Source organism: Priestia endophytica DSM 13796, from assembly GCF_900115845.1.
GTDB lineage: Bacteria > Bacillota > Bacilli > Bacillales > Bacillaceae_H > Bacillus_I > Bacillus_I endophytica.
In genome coordinates this window covers 123330-136769 of sequence record NZ_FOXX01000011.1, presented here as the reverse complement: position 1 = coordinate 136769, position 13440 = coordinate 123330, and the positions used below count along the sequence as shown (strand labels likewise).

The following is a 13440-nucleotide window of genomic DNA, read 5'->3' as shown; positions in this document are numbered from 1 at the left end:
ACAAAGTTAGAAACAAGAGATTTCCTATAGGTTTTATAGTCGGTGCTGCTATCACATGATAGCAGCACCACTGTGTTTTTTAAGGGAATGATTTTGATTCTAATTCTCAATTAGCTAAGGGGGAATGAAAATGGAAAGAGAAGCAGTTGTACAATCAGCACCACAACAGCCAATGAATGGGCGTCCATCTTTTCTAGTTTTACATGGAGAAATGACGGCTGCTATTGTGAGCGGAATTTTAATCGTGATCGGTTGGGTCTTGATGAATCAAGACTATAGTGAATTTGGAATTGGAAGTTTTATTTTAGCTTATGTAATTGGTGGATTTGCTAAAGCAAAAGAAGGAATTGAAGAAACAATCAAGGAAAAAGAGCTGAACGTAGAAATGCTCATGCTCCTTGCTGCAATTGGATCAGCTATTATCGGTTATTGGCTTGAAGGAGCTCTTCTTATTTTCATTTTTGCCTTAAGCGGAGCTCTTGAAACTTACACAATGAACAGAAGTGAACGAGAGCTAACCTCATTAATGGAACTTCAGCCAGAAGAAGCAACAGTTCTTTATGAAGGAAAAGAAAAAACAGTTTCTCTTCCTAACATAAAGAAAGGTGATATTCTGTTAATTAAACCAGGTGAGCGCGTACCACTTGACGGCACTATTTTAAGTGGTCAAACGTCCATTGACCAAGCTGCAATTACAGGTGAAGCCGTTCCTGTTTTCAAAGAGATTGGCAGTGAAGTATATGCAGGAACTGTTAATGTAAACGGAGCTGTTACAGTAGAGGTCACAAAGCCTGCCAAAGATACACTTTTTCAAAAAATCATTACACTTGTTCAGCAAGCCCAAAATGAAAAGTCTCCTTCACAGCTTTTTATTGAAAAATTTGAGTCTGTCTATGTGAAAGCAGTATTAATTATTGTAGCTCTTATGATGTTTTTACCTCATTTTCTTTTAGACTGGAGCTGGACAGAAACATTTTATCGCGCAATGATTTTGCTTGTTGTTGCATCTCCTTGTGCACTTGTAGCAGCTATTACACCTGCTTCCCTTTCCGCTATTTCCTACGGAGCTCGGCATGGAATTCTATTTAAAAGCGGTTTACATCTCGAACGATTAGCTCATCTTGAAGCAATTGCCTTTGATAAAACAGGCACGCTCACAAAAGGGACTCCAGCTGTCACAGACGTTGTAACAAGAGAAGCCGTATCAGAAGAAGAGTTCCTTTACATAGTTGCTTCTATTGAGCGCTACTCGCATCACCCGCTTGCACAGTCAATTGTGCAACATGTTCAATCGAAAATAACAAAGGAGCTAAAACAGCCAGAGCAACTTGAAGACGTACCTGGATTTGGTGTCATCGGCACTCTTAATAACCAAGAAATCAAAATTGGAAAAAGGGAATTTTTCGAAAAAGAGGCCCATGCATTTCGTCCTAATCTTTCGGAGAGTTTTGCGACAGAAGGAAAAACAGTTGTATATGCAAAAGATGATCAAGGGATTATTGGAATGATTGCTTTAAAAGACATAATTCGCCCAGAAGCAAAAGAGGCCATTTCTGTTTTAAACGAACTTGGTATTAAAACTGTTATGCTTACAGGTGACAGTGAAAAAACAGCCTCTGCTATTAGTAAAGAATGTTCTGTTGAAAACTATATCGCAGGCTGCTTACCAGAAGAAAAAGTAACACATGTAAAAGCTCTAAAACAAGAGCATGAAACTGTTGCAATGGTTGGAGACGGCATTAACGATGCCCCAGCTCTTGCTCATGCAAACATCGGAATTGCAATGGGAGAAGGAACAGATGTAGCGCTTGAAACAGCTGATATTGTTCTTATGAAAAATAATTTATCTAAAATTGCTCAAGCTGTTAAGTTGTCCAAAAAAATGAACGCTATCGTAAAACAAAATATCATCTTTTCCATTAGCATTATTGTACTGTTAATTTGCTCAAACTTTCTTCAATTTTTAGATCTTCCTCTTGGAGTAATCGGTCATGAAGGCAGTACAATTCTTGTTATCTTAAACGGATTACGACTTCTTAAAAACTAAAGAAAAAGCGCTCAGATGAGCGCTTTTTTATTTAATGGTAGCCATTTTGACCATTTTGACTGCCGCTTGTTTTACTTTTTGGAGATTGTTTTGAATTTTGTTTATTATGGCTTCCGCCTTTTTTTGTATGCTTGCTCATCGCTATCTCTCCTTTATAAGAACTTTCTCTTATAGTATAGGAAAGAGAGCACAAAACATTCATGACGAACATTGGTTAATCCTCTAGTTCTATCCTCTCCTGATAAATTCCGTTAACTTCTCCTCCAAGCACGAGAATGATACCTGATAAGTACAGCCAGATCATCAACACAATGACGCCTCCAAGGCTTCCGTACATAGCGCTATAATTACTAAAATTGTTCACATAGTACGAAAAAGCAAGAGAAGAAAAGGACCACCCTACTGTCGTGAAAATGGCCCCTGGTACTACTTGTGACAACCTTAGGCGTTTACTTGGAGCAAATAGGTATAAGAATGTAAAAACAATAAATAAAATGGCAATACTCACAACCCATCTAAGCATATTCCAAACGTCTAAAAATTCTTCTGAAGCTCCAAAAGAAGAGAAAAAGTAAATGCCGATCGCTTTTCCGAATACAGGAAGAAGCAATGCAATAACAATTACAAAAATCATTGCTATAGTAAGTAAGATAGCAATTGCTCTCGCAATAAGGAAAGAACGAGTTTCTTTTACATTATAGGCTCTGTTTAACGCTCTAATAATCGCGTTGATACCGTTAGAGGCAGACCAAACTGTCGCAATCGCCCCAAATGATAAGAGTGATGTATTTTGCTTACTCAATACGTTTTGAACGTTATGCTCAATTAAATAGAGTGATTCCTCAGGAGCAAATTGACGCACAAGAGAAAGCAAATCATCCCCTTGAAAAGGTAAAAAGGCAATAAGGGTGAACATGAAAATTAAAAATGGAAAAAGAGAGAGAAGCAGAAAATAAGCAAGTTCAGCGGATAAATTAAGCACTTCATCTCTATGAAACCGAAGAAACATCTCCTTGATAAATGGCTGATGTTTAACACTTTTTTTCATTTTTTCTCTCCTTCATTTTTGACTCATCGTTTCGGTTCTTCGCCTCTCCATTTCTCAATAACTTCTTTTGTATCATGAATAGCTTCTAACACAGGAGGAGTTGCTTCCTTTAGCTCATCCCACTTATTATTTAAATATGAAACATCATCTGCAAGCTTGTTGAAGAGATCTCTTGTGTCTTCATACACAATCTTCAGCTCTTCTGAGACTTCACGAGGGTTTTTAATTGCCCATGTTGTATAGCTTACGGCTTTTTTTCCTTTTTGAATCATATATTGGCGCGTCTCCCGATCAGCCATAGCTGCTCCTGCGCCAATTAAAGCTCCAAGCGCCATTTTCGTTAACACTCTTCCCCCTATGCTCATTGTATTTCCTCCTTTTTCAAATCTTTCAAAATAATCTCATCAAGTAGACGTGCACAACCTTCTTTTACAAGATCATATACTTCCTCAAAGTTTCCTGTAAAATACGGATCAGGAACATCATCAACTTTTCCTTGTGGTACAAAGTCCAATAAACGTCCAATATATCCTGTTTTATTGTATCGAGCTAGACGATGTAGATTCCCTATGTTCTCTGCATCCATCCCAATAATATAATCAAAATTCCCTAAGTCCTCTTCTTTCACTTGACGAGCTTTCATCCCTTCACTGCTTATGCTGTTTTGTTCTAAGATATGAAGAGTTCCTTTATGCGGAGATTTTCCAATATGATAATTACCTGTCCCAGCTGAGTCTATTTCTATGATATGTTGCAAATTCTTTTTTTTGACTAAATCTCGAAAAACCGCTTCCGCCATTGGGGAACGGCAAATGTTCCCTAAACAAACGAACAATACACGAATCATAAAATTCCTCCTTTATTGTTAACTTTACTCTATAATCCCATAGAACGCCCATGTTCTACAATATTTAATCCTCCTTCTTCTCTACTAGGAATTCAATCCTTTCTTCTTTTCTGTTCTCTTTCCATGTTACAATAAACAAAAGCTTTTAATACGAAAGGATGACAGGTGTGAATTTGCAAGAGAAATCAGCAGAGAATATTAAGTATATGGTTGAAAAGATCAGCCAGAAGTTAAACATTATGAATATGGGTGTTATGAAACCAGAGCAGTTTGACGAAGAATCTTATGAAGAACTTCGTGAAATTTATGAGATGGTTGAAGCCAAGCGTCAATTTAGCCCAAGTGAAATGCAAGCTATCGCTACAGAGCTCGGTACATTACGCAAATAAGTAGAACAAAAAAAACCTCTTACGCCTAGTATGCGTAAGAGGTTTTTTGTTCTATACTTATTTTCCGATAAACATTTGTGTCCAATATGGTGAACTACTATCTTCTACATAGCCAACACCCATATGAGTAAAGCTAGGATTTAGGATGTTTTTGCGGTGCCCATCACTGTTCATCCAAGCATTCATTACTTCTTCTGGTGTTTGTTGGCCTTTAGCAATGTTTTCTCCAGCTGATTTATATTCGATACCAAATTGCTTCATCATATCAAACGGTGAACCATATGTTGGAGAAGTATGATCAAAATAGCCTTTTTCTTTCATATCTTCTGATTTTTTAGTTGCAACATCGCTTAGTTCTTTATCTAATGTTACAGGTTTAAGACCCTGTTTCTCTCTCTCTTTATTTACAAGCTGAACAACCTGTTCTGCATATTGACTAGAATCAGATGAGTCTGCTTGATTTTCTGCAGCTTTTGTTTGTTTCTCTGTTGGTGCTGCTGTTTTTGTTTGTTTCTCTGGTGTTGGCGCTGCTGTTTTTGTCACATCACCGCTATTTACTGTACTGCTATCACAAGGTACTGTATAGCTGTACGTATGTTCTTTCACTTGTGAGTTTTGAACAGATGCTGCATCAGCCTGCCCTGTTGCACCGACAATACCTAATGACATCACACCTGCAACTGTTAATACATGAAGTTTCTTCATAAAAAAATACCTCCTATATTTTTGACCCCCTCACGTTCTTCATTGTGCAAAAAAACTAGTAAACTATCAACCTTTATAAGCTACCAATACTTTCTAAGAAAACATAAAAAAGAGCTAAACCCCTTGATATGAAAAGGGTTTAGCTCTTTTCCAGTTCGTCATGCTAATTTATTCCTTTTATAAGTTTTCTATAGTGAAAAGGACTTTTTTCAGCTTAAGAAAACCTCAATAAATTTTATTAAGATAATACTTTTAATGATTCTCTTGTAAATGCTGGGATATCATCAGGTGTTCTGCTTGTTACAAGTTGTTTTTGACAAACGACAACTTCTTTATCTTGGAATGATGCCCCTGCATTTTCAAGGTCTACTTGGATAGATTTGAATCCTGTTACGCCACGGTCTTTTAACGTTTTTGCTGTAATTAATAGTTGTGGACCGTGACAGATTGCTAGAACAGGTTTTTCATCATCCATAAATGATTTTGCAAAAGCTACGAAACGGTCGTCTGCTCTTAACATATCTGGTGAGAAACCACCAGGGATGAATAAAGCGTCGTATTGAGATGGATCTGCATCCTCAATACCTTGGTCAATTGTCACTGTCGCCTCTCCTTGCTTTCCTTTTACATCTTTGCCTTTTTCAGCGCCGATTACTGTTAACTCATGTCCTTCTTCTTTAAATGATTTAGCTGGATCTGTATACTCTACATCCTCGAAATAATCTGTTAGTACTACTGCAATTTTTTTACCCATAATAACTTCACTCCTAAATAAAATTGTTTTATGTCTATAATTAATCTACCCGCTAAGATTTCAATTAAACATGCCGTTTTATTCAACTCTCTCAATTTAAAAAACCAGCTCACAATGTGAGCTGGTTTTCATTTTTCTCTTATAGGACTGCTTGCTCTTGTTCAACATCGAGCATAAGTTTTGGGCCGAAAAATTCATAATGGATACAATCTGCTGGTACACCGTTTTTATACAAAGCACCTACAACTTGTTCCATAAATCCCTTTGGTCCACAAACATAATAGTGAGCATTTGGTTGTATGAGGTTATGGTTGATCCATTCTTCATTAATTCTTCCATTAAAATAATGTTCCCCACACGCTTCAGTTGGTTTGGAATAGAAATTATAGGCTTTAAACGAATGTTTATCCATAAGCTCTTGTACATGATCATAGAAAGGGTGTAAGTTTCGATTACATGAGCTTTGAACAAACGTCATATTTCCACTATACTTTTGGTCTACCAACGTTTCAAGCATACTCATTAGCGGTGTTACACCTACGCCACCACCAAGGAAAACAAGCGGCTCCCCATGATGCTCTTGTAAAACAAATTCACCCGCTGGTACGCTAATTTGAAGAAGGTCTCCAACCTGCACATCTTCATGAAGGTAGCATGATACTTTTCCTTCTTTCTTTACAGAAATGCGTAAGTACTGCTTGTTCGGAATGGATGAAACACTATATTGTCTTACATGTGTGTATTCTTCATTTGGAATATGTGCTTCAATACTGATGTACTGACCAGGTAAAAAAGCAGGAAGGGACTTCCCATCTTCTTTTTCTAGATAAAAGGATGTAACAAGCTCACTTTCTTGTTCTTTACGAACAACTTTAAATGGAGCAAATCCTTTCCATCCTTCTCCTTTTTCAGCTTCTTCGTACATTGTGTTTTCAACATCAATAAATGCTTTAGCAATTACACCATAAGCTTGTTCCCATGCTTGTAGTATTTCATCTGTTGCAGCGTCTCCAAGTACTTCTTTAATAGCTTTTAACAAGTACTCTCCAACGATTGGATAATGCTCTTTCTGTACACCCACGCTGCGATGTTTATGAGCAATTTGGACAACAGCAGCTGTAATATTTTCTAATTTGTCAATATTAACAGCAGCAGCATATACAGCCGTTGCTAAAGACCGAGGCTGCTCACCTGTCTTTTGATTTGTATGATTAAATACGTTCAACAATTGTGGATAGTCTTCAAAAAGACGTTTGTAAAAACATTTTGTAATCTCTTCTCCTCTTTCAGCAAGAATAGGAGCTGTACTTTTTACAATTTTAATAACAGATTCATTTAACATTATTCATCACACCTTCAGTGGGATTTTTTAACTTCAGATTGATTGTACATCGAAAAAGTATAAAAAGATATATATGAAATACATCTTTAAAATATTTGTCACATTTAGCTTTAAAAATTAAACATGCTATTATAGTAGATAAGAAAAAAAGGAAAGAGGCTGTTCCATGAGATTAACACAGTATACGGATTATTCTTTGCGCGTTCTCATTTATTTAGGGTTGCGTGATCAACATAAATTAAGCAACATTAAGGAAATTGCAGATTCTTATAATATCTCTAAAAATCATCTTATGAAGGTGACTCATCAACTTGGACAAATGGGTTTGATTAAAACGGTTCGAGGACGAAATGGGGGCATCGCTCTTAACAAAGCTCCGCAAGATATTAATATTGGAGACGTTGTAGCTCAAACGGAAGAAGACTTTCAGATTGTCGAATGCTTTCAGCAAAACAGCTGCTGTGCAATCTCCTCTGCCTGCAAATTAAAAGGTGTTTTAAGGGAAGCCTTAAAAGCTTTTTTAGCTGTTCTCAAGCAGTATACACTAGAAGATTTAATCCAAAACGAAGCAGAACTTTACTTTTTACTTCACACAGAAAAGGCAACGAAAAAATAAGTTGTCTTTTTTGTATATAAGTTATTTAAATATTGAGAATTTTCCCTCCTTATAATACAATAAGATTAAAGCTTGTCTCTTATTATGAGGTTTGTTTACTCTAAAAGTAAATTTCGCCCATAATATCCGCAGCGAGCAGGAGGAACTTTCGTGTTCAAAAACGATACTGTTTATATTATTGGAGATGCGAAAACATCTTCAAATAATCCGATTACGCAAAAATATAATGCTTTTTTTATCGCGCTTGTTGTAGAGCGCTCAACAGGGATGATTATAGATGCAGACTGTTCAGCTACCATTCCTCTTACGTCAGCTTTTGTTAAGTCAATTCTTGTTTATAAAAACATTCAAAACTATGAAGAACTATGTGCAGAAATCCAAAATCGTTATTTTGGATCTTCCCAAAAGGCATTAACAGTAGCGCTAAAAAATGCGCTCATTAAATATAATAGTTTAAAATAATTAGTGCTGCTTGATCTGTTTCGCGCAGATGAAATCCAGCCTTTAGAGGACGCTTTCTTCTAAAGGCTGGATTTTTTCATTTTACTTTAAGGAGGAGCTTTTATGATTGAAGATGGGTTTTTATACGTAAGCATTTTAATTGCCTTTACAGCTGTTGTTGCGCTTGCTGAAAGCAAAATCAAGAGTAAGTTTTTTAAATACGTGCCAGGCATTGTGCTGATTTATATCGGCTGTACTCTTATGCAAACATTTGGTCTGTTTGGCACGAGTGACTCAATGGACAGCACTTATAATTCCTTAAGAGGCGCTCTTCTACCTGCTATGCTAATGCTGATGCTTCTACACTGTGATTTACGGAAGCTGTTTAAACTTGGTCCAAAGATGTTGCTCACCTTCTTTGCAGCCTCTTTTAGTATTATCGCGGGATTTGCCATCACCTTTGCTCTTTTGCAAAGCTTTTATGCACCTGGCACCGATAAAGCGTTTGCAGCACTAAGCGGAAGCTGGACAGGTGGTTCTGCCAATATGGTGGTCCTTCAAGATATTCTAAACGTTCCCGAAGGTATTTTCGGCTACGCACTTATTATGGACACGATTAACTATTCCATTTGGGTGATGTTTATGTTTTGGCTTGTGCCTTTTGCAACAGTTTTTAATAAGTGGACAAAAACAGATACGAAGTATTTAGATCAAGTGACGGCAGAGCTTGCTGCTTCATCTGAAGAAAGCGAATCTAAAAATATCGGCTTTGTTGAAATGCTTGGGATGCTTGCGCTTGGACTTTTCGTAGCCGCGATTTCAACAGCAATCGGAAATAGGCTTCCAGAGCTTGGGGAAGCCGTAAATGGGACAACATGGACCATCATTATTGCCTCTTTTATAGGTGTTGTGCTTGCTATGACGAAAGTAGCAAAAATTCCTGGTTCAATGGAGTTATCAAAAGTGATGCTTTATATCGTCATTGCGCTTATTGCTTCACATGCAGACTTCTCACAGATTTTACAAGCACCTATCTACATTTTATCTGGTTTTATGATTCTGTTGTTTCATGCTTTAATCATGATTCTTCTGGCCAAAATTTTTAAACTTGATTTATTCACAATGGGCGTTGCTTCTCTTGCCAACGTAGGAGGAATTGCCTCTGCTCCTATTCTAGCGGGATCTTTTCATCGCTCATTAATTCCAATTGGCATCATTATGGCCATTATGGGCAGCTTTTTTGGTACGTATTTTGGCCTTATTACAAACTTTATACTTTCCAAACTATAAGAAAGGATGAACAAAATGAAAATAGAGACTATCTCTCTCCATACAAAAGTTATTCCCTTGAAAAAACCGTTTAAGACGGCTCTACGCACTGTAACATCAATTGAAAACGTGTTTGTCTTTTTGAAGCTTGAAAACGGCATAGTGGGAATAGGATCAGCAGCTCCTACTGTTGCTATCACAGGAGACAGCACTGAAGGAATCAAAGATATTATCAAAAATGTACTAGCTCCACTTTTAGTTAATAAAGACATTCACAATTTGAATTTTCTGCTAACTGCTATGCAAAATGCATGTATTGGGAATACAAGTGCTAAAGCAGCCGTTGAAATTGCCCTTTATGATAGCTACAGTAAGCTGTTGGGTCTTCCTTTGTATGCGTTACTCGGCGGAAAAAAGACTTTATTAGAAAACGATATGACTGTTAGCGTAGATTCTGCTGAAAGCATGGCAAATGAAGCAAAAAAGCTAGTTTCTAAAGGATTTTCTATCTTAAAGATTAAAGTGGGGAAAAACGGCGAAAAAGATATAGAACGAATTTTAGCAGTGCTTAAGGCTGTGGGTCCCTCTGTTTCTCTAAGAATTGATGCAAATCAAGGATGGACAGCAAAAGAAGCGGTCAAAATTATTCAATCACTTGAAAGACAGCAGGCAAACCTTAAACTTGTAGAGCAACCTGTTAATGCTTCTGACATTGAAGGGCTTAAGTTTGTCAAAGAGCACGTTTTCACTCCTATCATGGCTGATGAAAGTCTTTTTTCACCTCAAGATGCTATTTGCCTCCTTGAAAACAAGGCAGTTGATTTCTTGAATATTAAACTAATGAAAGCTGGAGGCATACGAAATGCTCTTACGATTGCCAGCATTGCCCAGTCTTATAATATTGAATGTATGGTTGGAAGTATGATGGAAGCTTCTATTAGCGTTGTTGCTGCTGCACATGTAGCAGCATCCCATCCTAACATTACGATGATTGACCTTGATGCTCCGCTTTGGTTGGAAGATTTAACTGTTGATCATCATATTCTGAAGGAGAAAATCATTTTATCAGAAGACAGCGGGATTGGGATTTCTCACAATTCTCTTTCCCTTTCTGTCTAATTTAAAGGAGGATTTGTTATGAAAAAAATGTGGTTTTTTATTTTATCTCTGTTATTTTTGTTTTCTTTTTCTTCTGTGACAAAAGCTAAGGAAATAAAAAGAGATGAAGCTTTTGTGAATGTTTCAGTAGCAACACTTTGGACAGAACCAAACATTTCAAGAAAACTTGATGCCCCTTCTACTTCAAATCCAGTTGATATGAAAAAGTGGACTGCAGCTATGAGCTATGACGAGAAGTTATGGCTTGTTGGGAATTTAGAAACACAAGCCCTCTATGGCTCAAAAGTAACCATCCTTGAAGAACAAAATGGTTGGGTCAAAGTAGCAGTACATGATCAGCCAACACCTAGAAATGAAAAAGGTTATCCTGGATGGATGCCTAAAGCTCAACTCTCTAAAAGCCCTTCCTTTTCCGTCTTAAAAGAAAAACGTCCATTTGCTTTAGTAACAGCAAACACTGCACCTCTTTTTAAAGATTTTGCCGAAAAGAAGAAAGGAATAGAAATCAGTTTTAATACAAGACTTCCTGTGCTTAAAGAGAAAAAAAATAAACTACTTGTATATACTCCAAACAGCGGAGCACAGTGGCTACGCAAATCTGACGCTTCTATTTACCAAACAGAGCAAGACATTCCAGAGCCAACTGCTGATGATTTAATTCGCTCTGGGAAACAGTTTTTAGGATTGCCATATCTTTGGGCAGGAATGTCTGGATATGGATTTGATTGTTCAGGCTTTACGTACACTCTTTATAAATCACATGGTATCACTATCCCTCGTGATTCCTCTGTCCAAGCAACACATGGAAATCCTGTGGAAAGAGAAGATCTTCAAAAAGGTGATCTTGTTTTCTTTGCATATGAAGAAGGCAAAGGACGTGTGCATCATGTTGGGATGTATATTGGAAATGGTGAGATGATTCATTCCCCTAATACGAGCACAACGGTGAAAATTGATAAAATTGAGACATCTGGATATGGAGGAGAATATGCAGGGGCAAGACGTTACTTACGTTAAAAAAAGGGAACCGAGTACAAGACTCGGTTCCCTTTTTTTCGATGTATTTCCCGTAAAATAATGCTAATTTATTTTATTATTCCACTTTATTCGACCTCTATTTAACTTATATACAACATTTTAGGCTATCTTGCAGCTCTCTTATAGATTAATCATCCCATTCTACTTCTAGCACATCACCATTTGTGGCAGAAACAGTTACTTCTGCTTCTCCTTTATTTGATTGAACCTCAATCTCATAAAGCGCTATACCATCATCTTCATCAAGTTCGATGCTCACAACTTCTCCATCAACTTCCTTTAAAGCAATACCTTCTGCTTTTTGTTCTGTAACTTTCACTTGAGATGATTTAATATTATCGTCATCGAGGTCGTCATCACGATCATCATCGTCATCTTTTTGAACGTGGAGCACATCACCTGTAACAGCATCAATTTTCACGTCCTGCTCTAATCCGTTGTGAGTTACTTCAACTTCATAAACTACTTTTGCTGTTCGGTCGTCATAATCTAAGTCAAGATCCGTCATTTCTCCAGATACTTTGCCTAAAGCAATTGTCTCAGCTTCTTGTGTCGTAATTTTAGCTTGCTCTTTTAGCAGATCATCATCATCTTTTAACACTTTACCTGTTTGCCCATTAATTTCAATGTCTTTTTCTCCATTTTGAGTTTGAACTTCTACTTCATAAACAACATATGAACCTTCTTGATCTTGATCAACGTCTATAACTTTTCCATCAACTTCTTTTAAAGCAATACTTTTTGCTTCATCTATGCTAATTTTAGCAGATTGCGTATTTTTATTTGCTTCTTCACTATTTGTTCCCATTGCATGTACTCCATAAGCTGCACTGCCAAATGCTATAGCACCTGCTAATACTGTTGCTTTGAATTTCATAACTTTCATCCTCCTATCGTTTTCTTACTTTTATATTACCCACGGAAAATGATAAGAAAAGGAAAAGAAAATGATAAACGTATGAGAAAACTATTTAATTTCCATGATGAAAGAAAAACCTTGCACAGTGTGTACAAGGTTTCTTAGTCATCTTTATCAAGTTCAAAACGAATAATTGTGCCAGTATAAGCATTAATGTAAACTTCAGCTTCTTGCCCGCTGCTGTCTTCAATCTCAATTTCATATTGTAAAAGACCATCTTCTTCTCCTAAATCTGTTTCTTTCACTTTTCCCTTAAACTTTGTAAGAGCAATTTCCTCTGCTTTCTTTTTATTAATAATTGAAGACTTTTCACTATCTTTTCCTTCTTGTTCTGTTTCGTTAGTTTCAAGCTTATACTCTTCCTTAGATAAAAGTTCTCCGTCCATTTTAGCAATTTTCATTTGCACTTTTTTTTCTTTTCCTGTTACTTCAATATCATAATAAGGATTCTTTTTATCCTCGTGAAGTTTAATATTTGAAATATCGCCTGTCGCTTGTTTCAAAGCAATATCTTTAATCTCTGTTTCAGTTAACGATGTTTTCCCGCTACTTTTAATTTGAACAAGATCTGTTACTTCTCCATCTTCACTATTAATAATAGCTTTATAAATTCCTGATTCGTTTTGAAATTGAGCAACATAGCTTTCACCAATATGTTCGACACTTTGGATTTTACCTCTATATTTTTCGGTAATAAGACCTCTTACATCATGCTGACTATAATATTTTTCATCTTTTGATGCAATCGTACGATAAGTACCAAATCCTAAAATGACAATAAGGAGTAAACTAAGAAGAACAATCAGACTTTTTCTCATATCTGTTCCTCCCTTCTTATCAAAAACTATAGCAAAACAAAATGAGAAAACAGTAAGAAAGAACTATAAATGATTGAAATACTGCAAG

15 protein-coding genes are annotated in these 13440 nt (G+C 36.6%); 7 read left to right on the top strand and 8 right to left on the bottom strand.

The annotated features are described in order from the left end of the window. Nucleotides 1–172: 172 nt before the first annotated feature. Nucleotides 173–2047 (top strand): heavy metal translocating P-type ATPase, encoded by a 1875-nt coding sequence (locus tag BM012_RS18845; protein WP_235606102.1) that lies wholly within the window; start codon nucleotides 173–175, stop codon nucleotides 2045–2047. Between the two features lie 214 nt (nucleotides 2048–2261). On the opposite strand, the gene BM012_RS18840 is transcribed toward BM012_RS18845, so the two are convergent. From BM012_RS18840 to BM012_RS18830, 3 genes are read right to left on the bottom strand one after another with little or no spacing between them, the layout of a single operon-like run. Continuing rightward, entirely contained in the window at nucleotides 2262–3095 is an 834-nt protein-coding gene (locus BM012_RS18840) for a YihY/virulence factor BrkB family protein (protein ID WP_061802448.1), read from the bottom strand. Nucleotides 3096–3118: 23 nt separating this feature from the next. After that, a complete protein-coding gene (locus BM012_RS18835; protein ID WP_061802447.1) occupies nucleotides 3119–3460 on the bottom strand; it encodes a hypothetical protein in 342 nt (113 codons plus the stop codon). Next, nucleotides 3457–3942, bottom strand: coding sequence for a low molecular weight protein-tyrosine-phosphatase (locus BM012_RS18830; protein WP_061802446.1), 486 nt, complete (start codon nucleotides 3940–3942; stop codon nucleotides 3457–3459). The genes BM012_RS18835 and BM012_RS18830 overlap by 4 nt, the downstream gene beginning before the upstream one ends. 167 nt (nucleotides 3943–4109) lie before the next feature. On the opposite strand from BM012_RS18830, the gene BM012_RS18825 reads away from it, so the two are divergent. Then, nucleotides 4110–4331, top strand: coding sequence for a DUF1128 domain-containing protein (locus BM012_RS18825; RefSeq protein WP_019390581.1), 222 nt, complete (start codon nucleotides 4110–4112; stop codon nucleotides 4329–4331). A gap of 57 nt (nucleotides 4332–4388) precedes the next feature. Here BM012_RS18825 and BM012_RS18820 read toward each other — a convergent pair whose 3' ends face one another. The 3 genes from BM012_RS18820 to hmpA form a co-directional block, all read right to left on the bottom strand. Continuing rightward, entirely contained in the window at nucleotides 4389–5036 is a 648-nt protein-coding gene (locus BM012_RS18820) for a CAP domain-containing protein (RefSeq protein WP_061802445.1), read from the bottom strand. Between the two features lie 238 nt (nucleotides 5037–5274). After that, nucleotides 5275–5790 (bottom strand): type 1 glutamine amidotransferase domain-containing protein, encoded by a 516-nt coding sequence (locus BM012_RS18815; protein ID WP_061802444.1) that lies wholly within the window; start codon nucleotides 5788–5790, stop codon nucleotides 5275–5277. A 139-nt stretch (nucleotides 5791–5929) separates the two neighbouring features. Beyond that, nucleotides 5930–7132, bottom strand: a complete 1203-nt coding sequence (gene hmpA, locus BM012_RS18810; RefSeq protein WP_061802443.1) for an NO-inducible flavohemoprotein — start codon at nucleotides 7130–7132, stop codon at nucleotides 5930–5932. A gap of 166 nt (nucleotides 7133–7298) precedes the next feature. On the opposite strand from hmpA, the gene BM012_RS18805 reads away from it, so the two are divergent. The 5 genes from BM012_RS18805 (at nucleotide 7299) to BM012_RS18785 (ending at nucleotide 11594) form a co-directional block, all read left to right on the top strand. Beyond that, a complete protein-coding gene (locus BM012_RS18805) occupies nucleotides 7299–7748 on the top strand; it encodes an Rrf2 family transcriptional regulator (protein WP_061802442.1) in 450 nt (149 codons plus the stop codon). Nucleotides 7749–7898: 150 nt separating this feature from the next. Next, on the top strand, nucleotides 7899–8210 hold the full coding sequence (locus tag BM012_RS18800; RefSeq protein WP_061802441.1) for a DUF3870 domain-containing protein: 312 nt from the start codon (nucleotides 7899–7901) through the stop codon (nucleotides 8208–8210). Between the two features lie 102 nt (nucleotides 8211–8312). Further along, nucleotides 8313–9479, top strand: a complete 1167-nt coding sequence (locus BM012_RS18795) for a DUF819 family protein (RefSeq protein WP_061802440.1) — start codon at nucleotides 8313–8315, stop codon at nucleotides 9477–9479. Nucleotides 9480–9494: 15 nt separating this feature from the next. Then, on the top strand, nucleotides 9495–10577 hold the full coding sequence (locus BM012_RS18790; protein ID WP_061802439.1) for a dipeptide epimerase: 1083 nt from the start codon (nucleotides 9495–9497) through the stop codon (nucleotides 10575–10577). A gap of 18 nt (nucleotides 10578–10595) precedes the next feature. Continuing rightward, nucleotides 10596–11594 (top strand): C40 family peptidase, encoded by a 999-nt coding sequence (locus tag BM012_RS18785; RefSeq protein ID WP_061802438.1) that lies wholly within the window; start codon nucleotides 10596–10598, stop codon nucleotides 11592–11594. 148 nt (nucleotides 11595–11742) lie between these two features. Here the strand turns inward: BM012_RS18785 and BM012_RS18780 are convergent, their stop codons facing one another. Both BM012_RS18780 and BM012_RS18775 read right to left on the bottom strand, forming a co-directional pair. Next, nucleotides 11743–12492: a PepSY domain-containing protein gene (locus BM012_RS18780; protein WP_061802437.1), complete on the bottom strand. Its 750-nt coding sequence runs from the start codon at nucleotides 12490–12492 to the stop codon at nucleotides 11743–11745. 143 nt (nucleotides 12493–12635) lie between these two features. After that, complete coding sequence (locus BM012_RS18775) at nucleotides 12636–13352, bottom strand: PepSY domain-containing protein (protein ID WP_061802436.1); 717 nt, start codon at nucleotides 13350–13352, stop codon at nucleotides 12636–12638. Nucleotides 13353–13440: the final 88 nt, after the last annotated feature.

What these genes read in the sequence shown, in the direction of transcription:
- BM012_RS18845 (WP_235606102.1), top strand. Translation starts at nt 173, where the DNA reads ATGAATGGGCGTCCATCTTTTCTAGTTTTACATGGAGAAATGACGGCT.
- BM012_RS18805 (WP_061802442.1), top strand. Translation starts at nt 7,299, where the DNA reads ATGAGATTAACACAGTATACGGATTATTCTTTGCGCGTTCTCATTTAT.
- BM012_RS18820 (WP_061802445.1), bottom strand. Translation starts at nt 5,036, where the DNA reads ATGAAGAAACTTCATGTATTAACAGTTGCAGGTGTGATGTCATTAGGT.
- BM012_RS18815 (WP_061802444.1), bottom strand. Translation starts at nt 5,790, where the DNA reads ATGGGTAAAAAAATTGCAGTAGTACTAACAGATTATTTCGAGGATGTA.
- BM012_RS18785 (WP_061802438.1), top strand. Translation starts at nt 10,596, where the DNA reads ATGAAAAAAATGTGGTTTTTTATTTTATCTCTGTTATTTTTGTTTTCT.
- BM012_RS18780 (WP_061802437.1), bottom strand. Translation starts at nt 12,492, where the DNA reads ATGAAATTCAAAGCAACAGTATTAGCAGGTGCTATAGCATTTGGCAGT.
- BM012_RS18795 (WP_061802440.1), top strand. Translation starts at nt 8,313, where the DNA reads ATGATTGAAGATGGGTTTTTATACGTAAGCATTTTAATTGCCTTTACA.
- BM012_RS18835 (WP_061802447.1), bottom strand. Translation starts at nt 3,460, where the DNA reads ATGAGCATAGGGGGAAGAGTGTTAACGAAAATGGCGCTTGGAGCTTTA.
- BM012_RS18775 (WP_061802436.1), bottom strand. Translation starts at nt 13,352, where the DNA reads ATGAGAAAAAGTCTGATTGTTCTTCTTAGTTTACTCCTTATTGTCATT.
- BM012_RS18790 (WP_061802439.1), top strand. Translation starts at nt 9,495, where the DNA reads ATGAAAATAGAGACTATCTCTCTCCATACAAAAGTTATTCCCTTGAAA.
- hmpA (WP_061802443.1), bottom strand. Translation starts at nt 7,132, where the DNA reads ATGTTAAATGAATCTGTTATTAAAATTGTAAAAAGTACAGCTCCTATT.
- BM012_RS18840 (WP_061802448.1), bottom strand. Translation starts at nt 3,095, where the DNA reads ATGAAAAAAAGTGTTAAACATCAGCCATTTATCAAGGAGATGTTTCTT.
- BM012_RS18830 (WP_061802446.1), bottom strand. Translation starts at nt 3,942, where the DNA reads ATGATTCGTGTATTGTTCGTTTGTTTAGGGAACATTTGCCGTTCCCCA.